Genomic DNA, 19,606 nt, shown 5'->3' with positions numbered 1-19,606 from the left:
AAGTTATGTTGTTTTTTTTGTGTTTGCTGGCTTCCTACTCACTACTCCTACTCACTAATGTTCCTTAGAGCCATAGGCGAGATCTCCGGCGTCGCCAAGCCCCGGTACAATATAAGATTTGCTGGTGAGTTCGTTGTCTACGTCGCCCACCCATATCTGCGCTTCAGGGATAAATGCTCTCACGTGTTGTAAGCCTTCTTGTGAAGCAATAATAGCAGCTATGTGGAGTTCTTTGATGTTGTAGGCGCTCAGGAGCTCCCTGCAACAGAGAACAAGACTTTTTCCGCTGGCCAGCATGGGATCTGATACGATGACTATTTTGCCATCCAAGTCAGGGGTATTTTCATATTTTCGGTGAATCTCAAACTCACCGCTTTTTTTAGTATGCCTGTATGCTGCAATAAATCCAGAGTCTGCTTGGTCAAAGACATTTAGAAAACCCTGGTGAAAAGGAAGCCCCGCTCGTATAAGTGTGACCAGAACAGGTTGTTCGGTAAGTGTGTGCATTTCCGAAATACCTAGTGGAGTCTCGATCTCTTCGGGAGCATAGGTGAGTGTTTTGCTGATTTCATAAGCTATAATTTCGCCGAGACGCTCCAGATTCTTTCTAAAACGAAGACGGTCCTTTTGAATTTCGGTATGCCGCAGTTCGGATATGAAATGATTGGCAATACTATTTTGTTTTGTAAGGATGTGAATCATGCGTATTATATTTATTCGTACAAATTACGAAAAAAAGCCCATCATAGTTTCTTTTCGGTCATAATAATCTCGACTACTGGGAAAGCAGCTTGAGATTTGGTATTTTTACATAACAAGGAGCTAAATGAAATATCCATGTAGTACAGACTGTACAAACACCGATGGAAGTACTTTGGATTCGCCAGTTGGCGGATGACCATTAAAAGTCAATTTATTCACATATGAAATATCCATGTAGTACGGGCTGCACAAACACGAATGACCGCGGGGCAGCATGCCAACCAACAGTAATAAAGTCGTGCATAATATAGTTTGGATATTCCATATGGCCTAAAAAAGCAAATTATATACATATGAAATTTCAACTTACGTCAGAATATTATCCTACTGGAGATCAACCGCAAGCTATTAAGGAGCTGGTTCAAGGCGTAACACAAGGCGAGCCCTATCAGACGCTGCTAGGTGTTACAGGGTCTGGTAAGACTTTTACAGTAGCTAATGTTATTCAACAGACACAAAAGCCTACGCTGATATTAAGCCATAATAAAACACTGGCAGCACAGCTCTATGGTGAGTTCAAGCAGTTTTTTCCGGAAAACTCAGTGAACTATTTTGTTTCTTACTACGATTACTATCAACCCGAGGCTTTTATTGCTTCTACTAATACCTATATTGAAAAGGATTTAGCGATCAATGAGGAGATTGAAAAGCTGCGGCTGGCCAGTACTTCTGCACTGATGTCCGGTAGGAGCGACGTTATCATAGTTTCTTCGGTATCCTGTATCTATGGTATGGGTAATCCGGAAGATTTTTCGAGATCAATTTTCAGGTTCGGTGTAGGTACGACTATTTCTAGAAACGCATTCCTGCATAAGCTTGTAGAGATATTATACGCAAGGACTACCACTGATTTTAAAAGAGGTACTTTCCGGGTAAAAGGAGATACGGTAGATATTTATCCAGCTTATTTAGATAATGCCTATAGGGTGTCATTCTTCGGTGATGAGATTGATGAGTTGAGCGAAATAGATCCTGTCAGCGGAAAGACTTTGGTGAAGCATGAAACCCTTTCACTTTTTCCGGCAAATCTATTTGTTACACCCAAAGAAAAATTTACACAGTCCATCTGGGCCATACAGGAAGAGTTGGTACAGCGTAAATCACAACTAGAAGAAGAGGGCCGGATGCTCGAGGCAAAACGTTTAGAAGAGCGGGTGAATTACGACCTGGAAATGATGCGCGAACTGGGCTATTGTTCAGGAATAGAAAATTACTCCCGTTTTTTTGATGGAAGAGAACCTGGAATGCGTCCATTCTGCCTGTTGGATTATTTCCCCGAAGATTATTTGTTAGTTATCGATGAGAGTCATGTTACGCTACCTCAATTACGCGCTATGTATGGCGGAGATAGATCGCGGAAGATCGCACTTGTTGAACACGGTTTCCGTTTGCCAGCAGCATTGGATAATAGACCTTTAAATTTTCCTGAATTTGAATCATTAACCAATCAAACGATCTATGTGTCCGCTACTCCTGGTGACTATGAGTTACAACAGACCGAAGGTGTTGTGGTCGAGCAGGTCATTAGGCCCACTGGGCTCCTTGATCCTTTAATTGAAGTACGACCTGCCATAAACCAGGTGGATGACTTCTTGGAGCAAGTGGACAAAGCTATTAAGGACGGAGGTCGTGTGTTGGCGACTACCTTAACGAAGCGTATGGCCGAAGAATTGACCAAATACATGACCCGGTTGAACATCAAAGTACGGTACATACATTCGGAAGTTAAAACCTTGGAACGGGTAGAGATACTGCGAGGTTTGCGTTTAGGAGAATTTGATGTACTGGTAGGAGTCAATTTATTACGTGAAGGGCTTGATCTCCCTGAAGTGACTTTGGTCGCGATACTGGATGCAGATAAAGAAGGATTCCTGAGGTCGGTACGTTCGTTGATACAGACTATCGGTAGAGCAGCACGTAATGACAAAGGCCGTGTCATTATGTACGCCGATAAGGTGACGGACAGTATGCGAATTACTATTGATGAAACAAATCGGCGAAGAGAGAAGCAGATCGCTTATAATACCGAGCATGGCATCACCCCGCGCACAGTAGGAAAGACACGTGAAGAAATATTGGAGCAGACTTCCGTTGCAGACTTCAAAGGGATAGAACAAAAACCTTACATTGAGTCTGATGTGGCGAGTAGTGTTGCTGCAGATCCTTTAATAGCCTATATGAGCGAAAAAGATCTTAAAAAAGCTATCGAAACTGTTCGCAAACGTATGGACAAAGCTGCTAAAGAGATGGATTTCTTAGAAGCAGCAAAGTTGCGGGATGAAATGTTTGCCTTGGAGAAATCATATGAAGAACGATTTGGATAAAAAGGTATCCAAATCGTTAACTTCTATTTTTGCTCCCGGTAAAGCGGAGTCGCATTGAGACGCAAGGTCCAGCCATTTGAATCTTGCGTTAGATGAAACTTACCATTAGAGTAATTTTTAGCTTCTTTCTGTGTCAATAATATGCTGTTATGCTCCTCGGGCACAAATATCTCAGCTTGTTTTTTGATACTGTCCACTACAACATAAGCAGCAGTTTGATAAGCACCGGAAGTATTTAGGGTATGTAGCGCTATCCCTTCCTCAAATGGCCTAATGCAGCCGCTCCGCAGTTGAGACCAGGTATAGCCTGCAGAGCGGCGGCATCCGTGCTTGTCTTTATCCCCGCCAATACGAGTTAGACTATCGGTAGTATGGTTTGAAGATGTTACTTTCGATGACTGGCAGCTTCCCAAAGTAAGCGCTAAAAGAAAAAATAATAACAGAGGTGTTTTCATATGTGAATAATTATTGATGAGTGTCTGTTCGCATTGTTATCAATGAACTCGTTTCACTCGGTTTGTTTCTCTTCCGTCATCCGCCAGTTGGCGGACTCATGGGGTTTGTGCTTCACAAGACATGAGTATTTCATATTTGAATAATTACTTTGTGATCCGTCAGTTGACGGAGCGTTTGTCTTTTGAAGGCCCTTAACTTGTCCCCGTGAGTTTTGTAGCACAATTTATGTTCCCCTTTTTGCGATGTGGAAAGATTGTGTATAAATTAAGACTTAAATACCCTTTTTTGTACAGACAGTATATTACATATTTGTCTTTTTTTTATTGTATTTTAATTTTTAAATACATAAGTTTATGTTTTTTTAAACAAAATCTTTATTTTATTTAAGAAATGGCAATAGTGAATTGCCTTCTCCTATGTATAGATTTTTTAAGAAGTTACCAAAATATAAGTCAATGAAAAAGCCAGTTTTGGTTATTAAGTTTGGATCAGCATCTATCACAACAGACGGTGAAATTGATGAACGGATTGTGTTGGAGATCGCTCGACAATGTGCTGTCCTACAATCAAAATATAATATTGTGCTCGTCTCTTCGGGAGCGGTAGCAGCCGGTAAACGGTTTATCCCAAAATATACAGGAAGTCTAGCACAACGCAAGGCAGCAGCAGCCATTGGTAATCCCTTACTTATCCGTACTTATTCCATTTATTTTAAACCTTTCCGGATTGCATTGGCACAAAGTCTCTGTGAGCGGCATCATTTTTCCAATCGAAGTCAATTTTTACAATTGAAAAGTACATACGAGACCCTTTGGAAAAGCAACGTTATCCCTATAGCCAATGAGAATGATGTGGTAAGTAATAAAGAATTGAAATTTTCGGACAATGACGAACTTGCTACGTTAATAGCAGCAGGTTTCGATGCCGAACAGTTGCTGTTCAGCACATCAGTACCCGGAGTATTGGATAGTCAAGGCAATGTTATTCCTGTAATCGAAATCGTAGACAAAGATGCACTGGCATTGGCGCGAAAAGAGAAGACAGGTGTAGGACTTGGAGGGATGACTTCCAAACTCAATTTTGCACGATTAGCTACGCAAATGGGGATAAAAGCAGTGATTTTTAGTATGCAGACGACGGATGGTATATTAAAAGCAATTGCAGGAGAGACTGGAACAGTTTGTTTGCCGCAAAAGAAAAAGGTCTCTTCCCGCAATAAATGGTTAGCCAGCGGAAGCTTAATCGTAGGGATGGTACGTGTCGACCAAGGTGCGCTGGAAGCTATACGGACAAGAAAAAGCCTTTTGGCAGTAGGAGTGATACAGATTGTCGAAGAATTTGTAGTAGGCGAGGTGTTTCAGATCGCAGACACAGTGGGGATAGTCCACGCTGTCGCTAAAGCAAAGGTTGACTCATCTACATTAAAGACGACTCCTGCTAAAAAAAATATGGCGATAGCACATGCCGATGACATCGTGCTTTTATAAGGAACAAAGCGCAATGTGGAACGATAGGCATCCTATTGTAGAAAGTACCGATTTTAAAAAGTAGAAAAATGAAAAGCATCCACCAACAACTTGCAAATAGCCGCAGGGCAAAAATAAGTATCAACAGCTTAGTAGTAGAAGATAAAAAGCGAATATTAATTGATATTGCGCGTCTTTTAAGAGCGAACAGTAAAGCTATCCAGTCACAGAATAAACTGGATCTCGCAAAGATGGATGAAGCAGATCCGAAATTTGATCGACTGAAGCTAACACTTGAGCGAATCGAGGGTTTGGCGGACAGTGTGCAAGGAATCAGTGAACTTGGAGACCCTACCGGTCAGTTACTCAGTACGAAGGTACTACCCAATGGTTTATTGATCGAGAAGAAAACAGTAGCCCTGGGAGTTGTCGGTGTAATTTATGAGTCTAGACCCAATGTAACCATTGATGTGGCTACCTTGTGTATACAGTCGGGCAATGTCTGTATATTGCGGGGCGGGAGCGATGCATGGCATACCAATAGCTATTTAGTAGGTCTTGTTCAGCAAGTATTATCCAATCATGGAGTGGAGCCTAATATCGTACAATTGCTGCCTACTGATCGGGCATTGATGCACGAGTTGCTTAGTGCTACAGCATATGTAGATATTATAATACCACGAGGATCGCAGTCTTTGATCGATTTCGTACGTCAACATGCTAAGGTCCCTGTTATCGAGACGGGTGCAGGTGTATGTCATACTTATGTTGAATCGTCTGCAGATCTGGATATGGCCGCTAAAATTGTTGCCAACGCCAAGATTTCACGGCCATCGGTCTGTAATGCGCTGGATACTGTTTTAGTAGACAATAACGTTTCTAAAGACTTTATCACCAAGCTTATTCCATTGCTGAAAGAAGCCAACGTCGAAGTATTTGCCGCAGATGAACTATATACGCTATTTTCGGAAGAAGATTATCCCTATCTGCAAAAGGCAAAGGAAACCGATTTTGGGCGGGAATTTCTCGATTTGAAATGCACTATCAAAACTGTTACGGGGCTCGATGAAGCCTTAGTACACATTGCCGCATATTCCTCCAAACATTCAGAGTGCATTGTTTCTACAAATTCAGATAAAATAACGACATTTATGAACTTGGTGGATGCCGCAGCAGTATATTCCAATGCTTCAACCCGTTTTACCGATGGAGGCGAGTTTGGACTTGGAGCGGAAATAGGAATTTCTACACAGAAACTCCATGCACGTGGCCCATTTGCTTTAGAAAAGTTGGTGACAGAAAAGTGGTTTGTCACCGGCGATGGTCAGATTAGATAGTCAGGTATGGGAATTCGATACGAAAAAGATACGATTTTAAGCTGGATAAACGAGATGGGGAAGTTTCTTCGTCTGGTGGTGAGACAATGGAAAGGATTAGAAGAGGGGACGCCTTCTGTAGATATAGCGAAAGGATATGAAGAGTTCTTCCGGCATGATCGGGCCTATTTTGTTGCGCTCAGCGAGGAGGAAATTATCGATTACAGTATGCAGCTGGATCAAGAGCAGGTGAGACCCTTAGCACAGTTATTGATGTACGACGGATTGATCCATAAGGATAACAGTCAGCTGTCAAAAGCTAAAATTTTATTTGAACATTATATGCGCTGTACTGGAAGCTTTTCATTTGAAGATTACGGATTTTTGAATGAAATTAAAAAACACCTGAACTAGCAGCCGGGTTTGCTCTTATCGTAAGATATCTCTAGCGATTACCAAACGTTGTATCTCAGAGGTACCCTCATAGATCTGTGTAATTTTAGCATCGCGCATCAGACGTTCCACATGATATTCCTTTACATAACCATAGCCACCATGTATTTGCACCGCTTCAACAGTATGTTTCATCGCTACCTCAGATGCGTGAAGCTTCGCAATAGCAGCCTCTTTACCATAGGGTCTTTGTTGGTCTTTTGTCCATGCTGCACGGTATGTCAGCAAGCGCGCAGCTTCGATATCCACTTCCATATCGGCAAGTTTAAATTGTATAGCTTGATGGTTTGCAATAGGCGTACCAAAGGTCTTCCTTTCTTGGGCGTAGGCCAAGGCTAGATCATAGGCACCGGCTGCAATTCCGAGTGCCTGTGCAGCAATCCCAATTCGACCACCGTCCAATGTTTTCATTGCAAATTTAAACCCAAAGCCGTCTTCACCAATTCGATTTTCCTTTGGTACCACTACGTCAGAAAATAAAAGAGAATGTGTATCCGAACTTCGGATTCCCATTTTATTTTCTTTGGGTCCGATCGTAAAACCCTTACTTCCCTTTTCTAGAATTAGCACGTTGATGCCCTTATGTCCCAATTCAGGGTGTGTTTGGGCGATCACTAGATAGATATCTGCATTTCCTCCATTCGTGATCCAGTTCTTTGTTCCATTCAAGAGATAGTGGTCCCCCTGATCTGTTGCGGTCGTATGTTGTGATGAAGCGTCTGATCCCGCTTCAGGCTCCGATAATGCGAATGCACCGAGCTTTTCACCTTTAGCAAGAGGTATAAGATACTTTTGCTTCTGTTCTTCTGTTCCATAGGTCTCAAGGCCCCATAAGACCAGAGAATTGTGTGCAGACATGATGACTGCGGTAGAAGCATCAATTTTGGCAATTTCTTCCAGTGCCAGTACATAAGCCAACGTGTCCATGCCAGCACCGCCGTATGCCGCAGAAGTCATGATGCCCATAAAGCCCAGATCTCCCATTTTTTTTACAAATTCATAAGGAAATTGTGCTTCTTCATCCCGTTGTATTACGCCGTTTTTTAGTTCTTGTGCAAATTCACGAGCAGCGCTGCGGATCATTTTATGTTCTTCAGAAAGTTCGAAATGCATGATATACTGTCTGTTGGTTAAATCAAATATAACTATTTTTATTATGCTTGCATAGTAAGTTTGTTAAAAATATTTAATTATTTTGCGGACTCAATAAAGACTACTATATTAGTAGTATATATAGCGTATTAAATATTTACAACTATGAGTTTAAGATTAGGAGACGATGCACCAAATTTTCAGGTGCAAACATCGATAGGGAATATCGATTTCTACGATTATACAAAAGGTAGCTGGGTGGTATTATATTCACACCCATCCGACTTTACGCCAGTTTGTACAACCGAATTAGGGCGTACAGCGCAGTTAAAAGCCGAATTCGAAAAGCGCAACGTTAAGGTCTTAGCCTTAAGTGTAGATGGTGTTGAGGATCACCTCGAGTGGATAAAGGATATCAATGAAACACAGAACACAACTGTTGATTTTCCGATTATTGCGGACAAAGACCGGAAAGTCGCTGAGTTATACGATATGATCCATCCGAATGCCTCCACAACATTTACGGTAAGATCTGTGTTTGTGATTGGACCGGATAGAAAAATAAAACTCACACTCACTTATCCTGCTTCAACAGGTCGTAACTTTTACGAGATCCTCCGCGTTATCGATTCGTTGCAGCTCACCGCAGACTATTCTGTAGCGACTCCCGCAGATTGGAAGGATGGTGAAGACGTGATTGTGGTTCCTGCCATTAAGACAGAAGACATCCCTTCTAAATTTCCAAAAGGTTTTACGGAAATTAAGCCCTACTTACGTGTTACGCCTCAGCCGAATAAATAATTACAGGGTAATTTAAAAGTAAAAGTCCTTTCCGTAAGAGCAGAAAGGACTTTTATCGTTTTAGGCAGCTATTAATAGCCAGGATTTTGAGACAGCCCATCACCAAATCCTATTTCCGATGCCGGGATTGGGTATAGGAAATGGGTTTCACTTTTGAGGCTGCTGTATTTCTGCAGTGCTAGTTTTGTCCGACAATAGTCAAACCAAGTTTCTCCTTCAAACAATAGTTCTCTTTCCTTTTCCTCCTGTACGGCAATGATAAAATCCGTTAGATTTTGGTAAGTATCAACGGATGATATAATACCGGCTCTGTCTTGTACTTTTTTCAGCGAACTGTAAGCAGTCTGACTCACGCTATTATCGATTCTTGCCCTTGCTTCTGCATGGATAAGCAAGAGTTCCGCTAGACGAAGTGCAGTGACATTTTGACTCGCCGGAGAGAAGTTGGGGAATTTTCCCATAAAGTAGTTGTTTTTACTTCCCTTTTTTATGGAAAATGCTTTTCGCTTATCTTCCTGTTCGTACAGATCTAGTAATGTAGTGTCTTTTACAAAGAATAACACAGTGGCGTTATCATTGGATACAGCCGCTAACGGATTCGTAACTTGATCATTAAATTGTATTTCAAAGATCGCCTCGCTGGTGTTCTGTGTAGTCCATATACTTGAAAAATCGGATGCTAAACTGTATTTCCCGGAAGAAATAACCTCCTCGGATAAGTCTACAGCAGGTTTATAATCAGCAGTGAACGCTGCTTGATAGAGATAGACTTTTGCCAACAATGCTTTTGCGGCCCAGTGTGAAGCGCGACCTCTACCTGCATCGCCGGTATAGGGATTTTCTTTAGGAAGGAGATCAGCTGCCTCAGTCAAATCTTTGATAATCTGTGTATATACCGCTTCTTTTTCCGATTGTGCAATAGCCAATGTGCTATTTTCGCGGGTATAAGCTAGCTTTAAAGGGATACGTCCAAAAGCTCGAACGAGAAAAAAGTAGTTAAAAGCACGTATAAATTTAGCTTCTCCAATAAAGATGTTTTTCTTTTGATCGGTGATCATCGCCGAAGTCATGTTAGGTACTTCTTCAATGATTTGGTTGGATGAGTTTATAGTAGTATATAGTGCTTTCCACATATTTGCGACCCAAGGGTTGATCGTCTGTACCTGATGTACACCAAAATTTTCATATTCGGGGTATGCAGCAGCGTGTCTGACGTGTCCGGCTGAGAATTCGGGAACAATTATGGTCGATTGACCGTATGAAAACGAATTCATCATACTACGGTACATTCCCATTAAGGCAGCATTGGCGTTGGTTTCGGAGTTAAAGTATCCTTCTTGAGCTACCTGCCCCAAGGGGGCACGATCTAAAAAATTATTACAGGAAGTTGTCAATCCGATAATTGTCGCCAAGAATAATAAGAGTATGTTGTTTTTATTCATCTGTATAAATTTGATGTTTGTTGCTGATGAAAGCAGCTCTTCTTAAAATGTTAAGTTAAATCCTGTCGTAAAAATCCGTGGTTGTGGATAACTACCGTAATCATAACCATAAATTAATCCCGTATTAGCTCCACCATGGTTAGAACTCACTTCCGGATCATAACCTCTATATTTTGTGAACACAAAAGCATTTTGAACGGTAGTATACCAACGGAGTTTTTTTATTTTTAATTTTTCCGATAGTATGGAAGGTATGGTATAGCCTAACGTAATATTCCGGATTCTAAAAAAAGAACCATCTTCAATGAACCGGGAGGATATGGCTCCGTTGTTTAGATCACCTGGGGCCGGCCTCGGCACATCGGTAATATCTCCGGGTTTTTGCCATCTGTCTACAAAGTCAACCAGTTGGTTTGAACTGGGATTGAAACCTTCTAAACCCGAGGCAAGATTATAGTTGAAGATATCATTACCGTAGCTAAATTGTCCCAGTATACTCAAGTCAAAGTTTTTATATAGAAAATTATTGGTAATACCACCGAAGAAATCGGGGTTGGGATCGCCGATAATTACATGATCTGAATAATCTTTCGGTAGTACCATAGACCCGTCAGCCCCTAAGTAATCGATCATTCCCGTCTGTGGGTTTACACCCATGGATCGCCAACCATAAAATACACCCAGCGGCTCTCCCGGTCGGGCACGATTCAGATCTCCGACACCACCACGCATTTCAGTAAGTCCATTGGGTAAGGCCAGTACCTTATTTCGGTTGAAGGTCATATTAAGGGAAGTTGACCATTGAAAATCGCCCACGAGATTTTTTGTCGTTAACTCAAATTCAAAGCCTTTATTTTCTATCTCTCCCGAGTTAGTGAATCGGGTGCTGTAACCCGAACTGCCCAAAATAGGCAGGCCTATTAAAAGGTCAGATGTCTTCTTGTGGTAATAGTCGGCCAAAAGGGAGATACGATCGTTTAAAAAGCCTGCATCCACACCGATATTCCATTGTTGTGTAGTTTCCCACTTCAATCCCTGATCACCCAAAATATTGGGTAGAAAACCAGGTGTCCCCATATAATTGTTTCCTCCAGAATACAGCGAGCGACTAGCATAGTTTCCGATGTTTTGATTGCCCGTAATACCCCAGCTAGCTCTAAGCTTTAAATCACTGAACAACTTGGAGTCCTGCATAAAACCCTCTTGTTTGATGCGCCACGCACCTGCAAAAGAGGGGAATATAGCCCAGCGGTTGTCCCTACCAAAGCGAGATGAGCCGTCCGTACGAATATTAGCATTTAAGATGTATTTGTCTTTGTAGATATACGTTGCGCGTGCAAATCCAGAAGCAATGGCCCATTCTTCAGGAAAAGAGTTTGCACCATTAATCACACCACCAGCTGTGATATAGGGGATATCATTGCTCGGAAAATTGGAACGTTGTGCATGGACAAAATCGAGGCGTGATTCTTGGAATGAGAAGCCTGCAAGTGCGTTTATACTATGATCGCCAAAAACCTTGTCGTATGTAAGTGTGGTTTCATTGATCCAGAGCTGATCTCTCGTATTACGGCGAGCACCGATCCCTCCTTGGCTCACATAAGAGCGTAACCCACTAGGAGGCATAAAAAATGTCTCATCGATGAAGCTAACGTCTGTACCAAAGCTTGTTTTTAATAATAACTCAGGGACGACGTTATATTCGGCACTAGCATTCGCCAATATCCGAAAAGTCTGTGCCTCATTGGTTGGTAATTGCAGCATTGCTGCCGGATTTTCCCGCGTCACACGTACCTGATCGTACACATAATTTCCTTGTTCGTCGAAGACTGAGAGGTTCGGAGGAGAGAAAATGCCAACTTTGGTAGCACCTTCTTTAGAATTTTCTTCCTGTACACGTTGATTTACGGCCCGGGTGAGGTTGATTGCGGTCGAAAATCGAAGCTTTTCGCTGTGCTGATGATCGAGATTAAGACGTCCGCTCAATCGATTGAAGTCGGACCCGAGAAGTACACCACCTTGCTTCATGTAGCCAATAGACGTATAATAGCGGGTCTTTTCACTGCCGCCACTGGCTGATAATTCATAGTTTCTAATTGCCGCATTTCTGAATATAGCGTCTTGCCAATTGGTGTTGACGCCAGGGTTGGCAAATATTTGCGCAGGCGCTTTATTCGTATCAATACCCAATTCAAGTCGGATACGGTAATAGTCCCGCATATAATCCTGATACTGCTCCGTACTCATTAAATCATAGTATCGTTCTCTTGGTACCTGCGAGAAACCTTCATACATGTTGAAGTTAAATTGACTGTGTCCAGAAGTGCCTTTCTTTGTTGTAATTAAGACCACGCCATTTGCAGCTCTAGAACCATAAATAGAAGAAGAAGCCGCATCTTTTAATATTTCTATAGATTGCACATCCGAGGGATTTATAGATGCGAGTACATTAATACCCTGCGTTCCTCCGCCAAAATCAAATGTGGATCCGCCTGTAAAATTAGTTGTGCTATTGACTGGGATACCATCAACGACGTACAAGGGGTCGGAGCTCGCGTTTATAGACGTGGTACCGCGCACACGGATGCTTACTCCTCCTCCTGGTGATCCTGACTTCTGGGTCACCTGTACGCCCCCTGCTTTGCCCTGTATGGCTTGTGTGATACTGGGGAGGATTTCGTCTTCAATGTCTTTAGCTCCGATACTAGAGACTGCAGTAGGTAGCGTAGTACGTTTCATGGTACCATACCCGACAGAAATAACCTGTACCGATTCGATAGTATTGGTTTCGGTTGTTAAGACAACCTGAACAACATTTCTAGCGCCCACTGTTTGGCTGATCGCTTTGTAGCCAATAGAGGAAAAACGCAACCTGTTTTTAGCATTGGCTGCAATTCTGAATTTTCCGGATTCATCCGTTAAGACCGTTGTTTTAGTGCCTTCTACATTTACGGAGACACCCGCTATCGGACCAGAAGGGCCGTTGACCACTCCCGTGATTATACCCTGGGTTGTTGTGGTGTCGGGGTCTTTTACAGGCACAGCTTTGACGGTATCCCTTGTAGGAATCGTGGTTGTTGTATCTCCTATCTCCTGTAAGGAATCTGCTTTTTCAATGGAAAGCTTGACGTTCACCTGTTTTTGATTGTTGATGTGGACTTCGGATTCTGCAAAGCCTGATTTTATGAAAATCAGTACGCCATTGGGGTTTGCCGATATTTTAAATTTACCGTCGCTGTCAGATACAACAGAGTTGGAAGTACCTTTTTCCAAAATAACCACACGTTCTAGAAAGATTTCAGATGTGTCGGTAACATTTCCGGAAATGGATATCGAATCAATCGCGGAAAGGGAAGGAAATGGGGGAGGGGCAGCGTTTGCTTGATGATAAGAAATGATAAGTGTACATACTAAAAGAAATACGCGATAAAAATTGAGCATCATAAGTTAAAAAATTATATAAATATTTTGCAGGGAGCCTTTGGAGGCCAGCAAAAAGGGAGTTACGGAGCGGATGGATAGCTAATTTAACAATCATGTTTCTTAGTATATCATTCTTGTTACACATTAAGTTGTATATACAATGAAACGCTCGTAAATAGGATTTGTTGTTTAACGATGTCTTTTTTTGAAATCAGCTCAAAATTTTTGAGCGAGTTGTGCCTCGGCTTTTTAATGGCAATTGAGAAGAGGAATGGCGTTGAAAAGAAACAGGCCTCTATAGGAGGCCTGTTTTACGATTAAATCTTTTCAAGAAAAACTACCTCGTTGAAATAATTTAACCCAGATTTATTGAAAAAACGTTTAACTAAAAGACTTTAACAATGTAAATATAGTCTTGTAGCTTTTTTATTTGTTCTGTTCTCGGTAGAGCAGATAATGTATTTTTGCTATTTAGTAGGATGTTGCCCTTTAATGATTCTGCTGGAATTTTATTGAGTGTCTCGACAAGCTCTTTTGTCTTAATGGCAAAAGCAGCCCCATCGATCCCTTTTTGTTTACCGGAAATGATACCAATGATATTACCTTGGTTATCTAACACAGGACCACCGCTATTCCCTGGGTTGACGGGAATAGAGATTTGGTAAGCTATGGTGTCACCCGCATATCCTGTGTTTGAACTTAAATAACCTTGACCGTATACCGCTTCGTCCCTAGGAAATCCTAAAGTGAAAATATCCTCGCCTAATTCTGAACTCTGTTTTTTAAATGTATAAGGTATATTTTTTAAGTTTTTGAAATTTACATCATCTATATGTAGGATGGCGAGATCTTTTTGTGCATCGGTATACACGATCTGTGCTCTATAGGCTTGGCCTTTTACATTTTGTAGATGAATTGAATCTGCGCCATTAACAACATGGTAGTTCGTCACCACATACCCATCTCTGGTCAACATAAAACCTGTCGCTCCGAAATGAATGGCCGACGCGCTCTTGTTCTTGTCGTTGTTAATATTCTGAATAGCTTTATTCTGTTCGTTCACATTTTTCTTAACAGAATTCATTTCACGACGTAGTGCGCTATAATCTGTGTTGGCCTTCTGTATACTCGTGAAGTATCCCGTGATCCATAAGGTAGAAAAAACAGATACCAATGCTACAGCTGCTGCTACGCCAGCATTGAGTTGTAGCTTACTCCATAGCGAAGCTACTTTACCCCGTACGGAGTTATTTTTTTCCTGTTTGAATTTATCGCCCTCTACAATCAATGCTTGTTGAAAGGCATTGCGCAATTCTGTTTTTTGCCAGTCCTGAACAAAATTTTTGTGTTGTTCAAATAGCTCAGCATATTCAGGGTTTGATGTACAGAAATTTTCAAAAGCTATAGCATCGTCCTGTACAAGCTCCCCTCGTAAATACTGATCTGCCCAGTCTATAAAATTATGTCGCTGCATACTCATTTTTCAAGAGTTGAATTAAAAAATATTTTTTTGAGTCGTTGCAGACACTTGTACTTCTGTGTCTTTGCATTATCTGCGCTGGTATATCCAAATTTGTCGCGGATATCTTGCATAGACATGTTGGCAATATAGAAATCTTTCAACAGGGTTCGACAAGGTTCTCCTAATTCTGATAAAGCGATATTCATCTGTTCAAATCTGCTCTCTATCTCATCGTGTTTCTCGATATCTTCCTCTATATGCAAAATATCTTCGAAATCAGAAATGTCCGATGTATTAGCCGTATTACCTTTACGTGTGAGTTGTTTTAGCCACAACCTTCTACATACCGCATACAAAAAAGTCCCAAGCTTACTGCTTAACTCAAACTTTTGTTGAGTAATCTTATTATACAATACCATCACTGCCTCTTGAAAGATATCTTTTGCTTCATCCTCAGAGCCGTTATTGCTAATTATCATATGTGAGACCGAAGGAAAATAAGATTTATAAATCTTATTGATAGCCCTGCTATCTCCTTTGGATACCCCATCTATAATTTCCTGATCTGAAGCCTCAGTTGGAAGTGGAAGTATTTGTCTTATTTTACTCACTAATTAATACCTTAAAATTCAAATAGTAACCCTTGGGGAACGAATTTAATTAAGAAAAGTATGCTCTTCTAGTTTCCCGTTGTTTTATCCTGATGCAACAAGCTTCTTGGTGCTTCAATAGAGGCCCTTTCAATAAACCTCAACCAAACCTAATAGTATTTTTGATTAAAAACTAATGTTGGATCTAAAAAATATGTTATAGACTTGTTAACGAATAACTTGTTATTTAAGTATACGATGTCGATTGTAAAAAGTGTATTCAAAGTATGAATATAGTTAAAGTCTTGCGATAGGAAAAGGGAGAGACAACCGTTGCTATAAACAACAAAAGGCATCCTATAGGGATACCTTTTGTGTTTTTCTTAAGCGGTCTGGACGGGACTCGAACCCGCGACCCCATGCGTGACAGGCATGTATTCTAACCAGCTGAACTACCAGACCTAAGAATTTTAATTGTTGTTGAAAGATATTTAGACCATTGAACTCAAATCGAGAGCTTTTAATTTAGGAGAAGATTTAAAAAGCGGTCTGGACGGGACTCGAACCCGCGACCCCATGCGTGACAGGCATGTATTCTAACCAGCTGAACTACCAGACCTTTTTTTCTTCGCCTAAAATTATCTTAAATAATCAGACTAAAATCTTTTTACTATTTTTAAGAACGTTTGAAAAGACTATTCTTTTCTTTGTTTTTTTGCGGTCTGGACGGGACTCGAACCCGCGACCCCATGCGTGACAGGCATGTATTCTAACCAGCTGAACTACCAGACCTCAACCCTTCTTGTGAGAAGGTGTGCAAATATAGCGCTTATTTATTTATTTCCTAATTTTTTTTGAAAAAAACTTACTCTACAGCGCCTTCCTTCATCTTTTCGGCATTTTCAGCAAACTGTAACGCGTCTATAATTCCCTGAATATCACCGTCCATAATAGATGGTAGATTGTACATTGTCAATCCAATTCTATGTTCGGTAACGCGACCTTGCGGATAATTATAAGTACGTATTTTTGCCGAACGATCACCTGTAGAGACCAGCGTTTTTCTTTTGGCGGCGATATCTCCGTTCTTTTTGTTCAATTCGATCTCATAAAGTTTCGTACGAAGCATCTCCATGGCCAATTCTCGGTTTGCTAATTGCGAACGTTCTACCTGACATACCACCACAATTCCTGTAGGTTTGTGCGTCAATTGCACCTTTGTTTCTACTTTATTGACATTTTGTCCTCCTGCACCACCGGAACGGGAAGTGTGCATCTCTACATCACCAGGGTTGATCTCCACGTCAACTTCTTCCGCTTCCGGGAGAACGGCTACCGAAGCCGCTGATGTATGTACACGTCCTTGAGTTTCTGTGTCCGGAACACGCTGTACACGGTGTACGCCCGATTCATATTTTAGCTGACCGTATACATCATCTCCAATAACTTTAAGTATTACTTCTTTATAACCGCCAGAAGTACCTTCAGTCACATCCATAACTTCATTGCGCCAACCTTTGGTTTCGAAGTAGCGTGTATACATACGGTAAAGATCTCCCGCAAATAAAGCTGCTTCATCACCGCCTGCGCCACCTCGGATCTCTATAATCGCATTTTTACTGTCTTCAGGGTCCTTAGGAATTAGCATAAGACGGATTTCTTCTTCTTTCTCTTCCTTTTGATCCAGTAAGATGTCCTGCTCCTCCTTAGCCATCTCTCTCAACTCTTGATCTTTCTCATTTACAAGGATATCCTTATTGGTCTCGATGTTACTGACTATATTTTTGTAAATATGATACTGTTCAACGATTTTTGACAAGTCTTTATATTCCTTGTTTAGTTTCGCAAAACGTTTCATATCGTTGATGGTTTCAGGATTGCTCAGTTCCGCTTCCACTTCTTCCCATCTTTCTTTGATCGCTCGTAGTTTTTCTAACATAATTCTGTCTGATAAGTATTTGCCTTCAACGTCAAAAGGGCAATAATAGCCCCTGAGCACCAATAATATGAGGCACTATTGAAGGTTCTTGTGCCAAAAGGACATTTTCCTCCTTTTAGAATGTGCAAAAATACTGAAAAATATGGTTTAAAAAGAAGGAATTATTAATGACTTGAGACAACCTTTAACCCTATTATCGAAGCGATTAGCGTAAAGATGAAGAATATTCTCCAAAATTCAGCAGGTTCCTTAAAGAAAATAATTCCCATCAAAACAGTTCCCACAGCCCCAATACCGGTCCATACCGCGTAGGCGGTCCCCAAAGGTAATGTCTGTGTAGCTTTAATGAGCAGGCCCATACTGAGGAATAGACATACTACAAATCCCCCGTACCATAACAATGACGATGTACCCGCAGCCTCTTTAGCTTTGCCTAGACAAGTCGTAAAGCCTACTTCAAAGAGACCACCTAATATTAAAAAAATCCAGTTCATTTTTTTTCTTTCTCAAAAATCACTGTTTTGGAGGATGTTTTTTTAACATTTGTTAAAAAAACAAGTATTCTACGGGTTTGTACGAGGCTAGCTTCCGATGCCAAAGTGCGTGGAAATTACTTAATCTCCGCGCGTATCCGCGATAGCGTAACCTGCGTGACTCCAAGATAGGAAGCGATGTATCCCAATTTGATACGTTGTACGACATTAGCTTCTTTGGTCAAAAGATCCTGGTAACGCTCATAAGCCGTTTTGAACAGGGTCTGCATTAATCGTTGTTCGATTTTTAAAGTTTCCAGTTCAGCTAATTTTCGTCCCCAATTTGCAATAGGTAGAGAACTGTTGTATAATTTCTGAAGTTTCGAGATAGGAAGTCGGAATAATACACAGTCTTCTAAAGTGTCGACTATCTCGTACCCCGGAGTACCGTGGATATAACTTTTAAGCGATAATATAGCGTCTCCTGGAAAACAGAAATCTAAAACGGCTTCTTTTTCTTCTTTCGGGTAAAAGATCCGGCAGATGCCTTCTTTTAATATATATATATACTTTGATGTTTTATCTTTGTCTATTAATGTAGCGTTTTTCTCTATTTTAGTTTGTTGCGTTATAGCAATTAGCTTCTCAAGATCCTCTTGGGGCAAGGGGTAGATACGTTGAATAGCTTCTACAAATTCCATTTTTCCAATTTAAGATTTTGACCGTCCCACACCGCGTAGGTATAATAATTGATCCATTCCCCTAGATTGATAATCTTTGACTCAGGACCCGCTTGGATCTCATAAGGAAAATGACGATGTCCAAAAATAAAGTAATCGTAATGTTTGTCCTTTAAAACTTCCTTCACATATTGAATAAGCCATTCATTTTCCTCCCCCAAAAACTGTTCGTCCGTATGGCTAGAAATCCGACTATGCTTAGACCATTTTTGGGCAATTCCTATACCTAGATTTGGATGTAGCCGGGCAAAAAGCCATTGACAAACGGAACTACGGAATACTCTTTTTAATATTTTATATTTTTTATCCCCAGGTCCCAAACCATCACCGTGATGTATATAGAGCTTTTTACCGTTTAAATGTAGTTCCAGTTCATTATCGATGATGACAGCACCAAGCTCCTTTTTTAAGTAACCAAACATCCACATATCATGATTACCTTTAAATAAAGTGATCTTGACGCCGAGATCGGCCAACTCTGCAAGTTTACCTAAAAAACGGATATATCCTTTTGGAACGACCGTGCTATACTCAAACCAAAAGTCGAAGATATCTCCCACGAGATAAAGTTCGGATGCGTCTTGCTTGATATGATCAAACCATCTTACAATTTCTCTTTCCCGAAGTTCCGACTGCTCTTTAGGATAAGATCCTAAATGGAAATCGGAAGCAAAGTATATCTTATTAGCTATTCGCATGTCGATGTAAAACTACCAAAATGCCCTGATTTTACAAATAATTCATTGGAAGTTACTTTCCCTTTGGTATGTGCTAATTAAATGTCATGTACCTATAGATCTTATTGAATGCAGAATGAAAGTTTCAAAGGAAGAATTATTTCATTAGTTTTGGAATAAATAGCAATCA

General features: G+C 40.9%; 16 protein-coding genes and 3 tRNA genes. 5 read left to right on the top strand and 14 right to left on the bottom strand.

Annotation, left to right across the window (positions count from 1 at the left end):
* Window positions 1-54 precede the first annotated feature (54 nt).
* The gene (gene upp, locus G7B18_RS06070; protein ID WP_164122200.1) at window positions 55-702 is read right to left on the bottom strand and encodes a uracil phosphoribosyltransferase; all 648 of its coding nucleotides are present in this window, start codon (window positions 700-702) and stop codon (window positions 55-57) included.
* A gap of 353 nt (window positions 703-1,055) precedes the next feature.
* On the opposite strand from upp, the gene uvrB reads away from it, so the two are divergent.
* Window positions 1,056-3,086 carry an excinuclease ABC subunit UvrB gene (gene uvrB, locus G7B18_RS06065; protein ID WP_164112626.1) on the top strand — a complete coding sequence of 677 codons (2,031 nt, stop codon included), beginning with the start codon at window positions 1,056-1,058 and terminating at the stop codon, window positions 3,084-3,086.
* Window positions 3,087-3,109: 23 nt separating this feature from the next.
* Here the strand turns inward: uvrB and G7B18_RS06060 are convergent, their stop codons facing one another.
* Complete coding sequence (locus tag G7B18_RS06060) at window positions 3,110-3,541, bottom strand: hypothetical protein (RefSeq protein WP_164112627.1); 432 nt, start codon at window positions 3,539-3,541, stop codon at window positions 3,110-3,112.
* A gap of 456 nt (window positions 3,542-3,997) precedes the next feature.
* On the opposite strand from G7B18_RS06060, the gene proB reads away from it, so the two are divergent.
* From proB to G7B18_RS06045, 3 genes are all read left to right on the top strand, one after another.
* On the top strand, window positions 3,998-5,029 hold the full coding sequence (gene proB, locus G7B18_RS06055; protein WP_164112628.1) for a glutamate 5-kinase: 1,032 nt from the start codon (window positions 3,998-4,000) through the stop codon (window positions 5,027-5,029).
* 68 nt (window positions 5,030-5,097) lie between these two features.
* Window positions 5,098-6,345 (top strand): glutamate-5-semialdehyde dehydrogenase, encoded by a 1,248-nt coding sequence (locus G7B18_RS06050; protein ID WP_164122199.1) that lies wholly within the window; start codon window positions 5,098-5,100, stop codon window positions 6,343-6,345.
* A 6-nt stretch (window positions 6,346-6,351) separates the two neighbouring features.
* Window positions 6,352-6,738 carry a hypothetical protein gene (locus G7B18_RS06045; protein WP_164112630.1) on the top strand — a complete coding sequence of 129 codons (387 nt, stop codon included), beginning with the start codon at window positions 6,352-6,354 and terminating at the stop codon, window positions 6,736-6,738.
* A 15-nt stretch (window positions 6,739-6,753) separates the two neighbouring features.
* Here the strand turns inward: G7B18_RS06045 and G7B18_RS06040 are convergent, their stop codons facing one another.
* On the bottom strand, window positions 6,754-7,890 hold the full coding sequence (locus G7B18_RS06040; RefSeq protein WP_164122198.1) for an acyl-CoA dehydrogenase: 1,137 nt from the start codon (window positions 7,888-7,890) through the stop codon (window positions 6,754-6,756).
* A gap of 144 nt (window positions 7,891-8,034) precedes the next feature.
* Here G7B18_RS06040 and G7B18_RS06035 point away from each other — a divergent pair, with 144 nt between their 5' ends.
* Entirely contained in the window at window positions 8,035-8,670 is a 636-nt protein-coding gene (locus G7B18_RS06035) for a peroxiredoxin (protein WP_164122197.1), read from the top strand.
* A gap of 71 nt (window positions 8,671-8,741) precedes the next feature.
* On the opposite strand, the gene G7B18_RS06030 is transcribed toward G7B18_RS06035, so the two are convergent.
* The 11 genes from G7B18_RS06030 to G7B18_RS05980 form a co-directional block, all read right to left on the bottom strand.
* Window positions 8,742-10,112 carry a RagB/SusD family nutrient uptake outer membrane protein gene (locus G7B18_RS06030; protein ID WP_164122196.1) on the bottom strand — a complete coding sequence of 457 codons (1,371 nt, stop codon included), beginning with the start codon at window positions 10,110-10,112 and terminating at the stop codon, window positions 8,742-8,744.
* Window positions 10,113-10,154: 42 nt separating this feature from the next.
* A complete protein-coding gene (locus G7B18_RS06025) occupies window positions 10,155-13,556 on the bottom strand; it encodes a SusC/RagA family TonB-linked outer membrane protein (RefSeq protein ID WP_164122195.1) in 3,402 nt (1,133 codons plus the stop codon).
* A 364-nt stretch (window positions 13,557-13,920) separates the two neighbouring features.
* The gene (locus tag G7B18_RS06020) at window positions 13,921-15,015 is read right to left on the bottom strand and encodes a S1C family serine protease (RefSeq protein ID WP_164122194.1); all 1,095 of its coding nucleotides are present in this window, start codon (window positions 15,013-15,015) and stop codon (window positions 13,921-13,923) included.
* Window positions 15,012-15,608: an RNA polymerase sigma factor gene (locus G7B18_RS06015; protein ID WP_317164258.1), complete on the bottom strand. Its 597-nt coding sequence runs from the start codon at window positions 15,606-15,608 to the stop codon at window positions 15,012-15,014. Before G7B18_RS06015 ends, G7B18_RS06020 begins: the two co-directional genes overlap by 4 nt.
* 367 nt (window positions 15,609-15,975) lie before the next feature.
* Window positions 15,976-16,049: transfer RNA gene (locus tag G7B18_RS06010), tRNA-Asp, on the bottom strand.
* A gap of 83 nt (window positions 16,050-16,132) precedes the next feature.
* Window positions 16,133-16,206: transfer RNA gene (locus G7B18_RS06005), tRNA-Asp, on the bottom strand.
* Window positions 16,207-16,305: 99 nt separating this feature from the next.
* Window positions 16,306-16,379 (bottom strand) — tRNA-Asp (locus G7B18_RS06000).
* A 73-nt stretch (window positions 16,380-16,452) separates the two neighbouring features.
* Window positions 16,453-17,526 (bottom strand): peptide chain release factor 1, encoded by a 1,074-nt coding sequence (gene prfA, locus G7B18_RS05995; protein ID WP_164112636.1) that lies wholly within the window; start codon window positions 17,524-17,526, stop codon window positions 16,453-16,455.
* 164 nt (window positions 17,527-17,690) lie between these two features.
* The gene (locus G7B18_RS05990; RefSeq protein WP_164112637.1) at window positions 17,691-18,020 is read right to left on the bottom strand and encodes a DMT family transporter; all 330 of its coding nucleotides are present in this window, start codon (window positions 18,018-18,020) and stop codon (window positions 17,691-17,693) included.
* 116 nt (window positions 18,021-18,136) lie between these two features.
* Window positions 18,137-18,700, bottom strand: coding sequence for a Crp/Fnr family transcriptional regulator (locus G7B18_RS05985; RefSeq protein WP_164122193.1), 564 nt, complete (start codon window positions 18,698-18,700; stop codon window positions 18,137-18,139).
* Window positions 18,688-19,437, bottom strand: coding sequence for a UDP-2,3-diacylglucosamine diphosphatase (locus tag G7B18_RS05980; protein WP_164112639.1), 750 nt, complete (start codon window positions 19,435-19,437; stop codon window positions 18,688-18,690). The genes G7B18_RS05985 and G7B18_RS05980 overlap by 13 nt, the downstream gene beginning before the upstream one ends.
* Window positions 19,438-19,606 lie beyond the last annotated feature (169 nt).

This window comes from Sphingobacterium sp. xlx-130, assembly GCF_011007405.1.
Classification (GTDB): domain Bacteria; phylum Bacteroidota; class Bacteroidia; order Sphingobacteriales; family Sphingobacteriaceae; genus Sphingobacterium; species Sphingobacterium luzhongxinii.
This window is presented reverse-complemented; position numbering and strand designations above follow the sequence as displayed.

Bases quoted from the DNA above. Each gene is read 5' to 3' on its own strand.
- prfA (WP_164112636.1), bottom strand. From the start codon at position 17,526: ATGTTAGAAAAACTACGAGCGATCAAAGAAAGATGGGAAGAAGTGGAA.
- G7B18_RS06020 (WP_164122194.1), bottom strand. From the start codon at position 15,015: ATGAGTATGCAGCGACATAATTTTATAGACTGGGCAGATCAGTATTTA.
- G7B18_RS05985 (WP_164122193.1), bottom strand. From the start codon at position 18,700: ATGGAATTTGTAGAAGCTATTCAACGTATCTACCCCTTGCCCCAAGAG.
- G7B18_RS06040 (WP_164122198.1), bottom strand. From the start codon at position 7,890: ATGCATTTCGAACTTTCTGAAGAACATAAAATGATCCGCAGCGCTGCT.
- proB (WP_164112628.1), top strand. From the start codon at position 3,998: ATGAAAAAGCCAGTTTTGGTTATTAAGTTTGGATCAGCATCTATCACA.
- G7B18_RS06035 (WP_164122197.1), top strand. From the start codon at position 8,035: ATGAGTTTAAGATTAGGAGACGATGCACCAAATTTTCAGGTGCAAACA.
- G7B18_RS05980 (WP_164112639.1), bottom strand. From the start codon at position 19,437: ATGCGAATAGCTAATAAGATATACTTTGCTTCCGATTTCCATTTAGGA.
- uvrB (WP_164112626.1), top strand. From the start codon at position 1,056: ATGAAATTTCAACTTACGTCAGAATATTATCCTACTGGAGATCAACCG.
- G7B18_RS06060 (WP_164112627.1), bottom strand. From the start codon at position 3,541: ATGAAAACACCTCTGTTATTATTTTTTCTTTTAGCGCTTACTTTGGGA.
- upp (WP_164122200.1), bottom strand. From the start codon at position 702: ATGATTCACATCCTTACAAAACAAAATAGTATTGCCAATCATTTCATA.
- G7B18_RS06050 (WP_164122199.1), top strand. From the start codon at position 5,098: ATGAAAAGCATCCACCAACAACTTGCAAATAGCCGCAGGGCAAAAATA.
- G7B18_RS05990 (WP_164112637.1), bottom strand. From the start codon at position 18,020: ATGAACTGGATTTTTTTAATATTAGGTGGTCTCTTTGAAGTAGGCTTT.
- G7B18_RS06030 (WP_164122196.1), bottom strand. From the start codon at position 10,112: ATGAATAAAAACAACATACTCTTATTATTCTTGGCGACAATTATCGGA.
- G7B18_RS06025 (WP_164122195.1), bottom strand. From the start codon at position 13,556: ATGATGCTCAATTTTTATCGCGTATTTCTTTTAGTATGTACACTTATC.
- G7B18_RS06045 (WP_164112630.1), top strand. From the start codon at position 6,352: ATGGGAATTCGATACGAAAAAGATACGATTTTAAGCTGGATAAACGAG.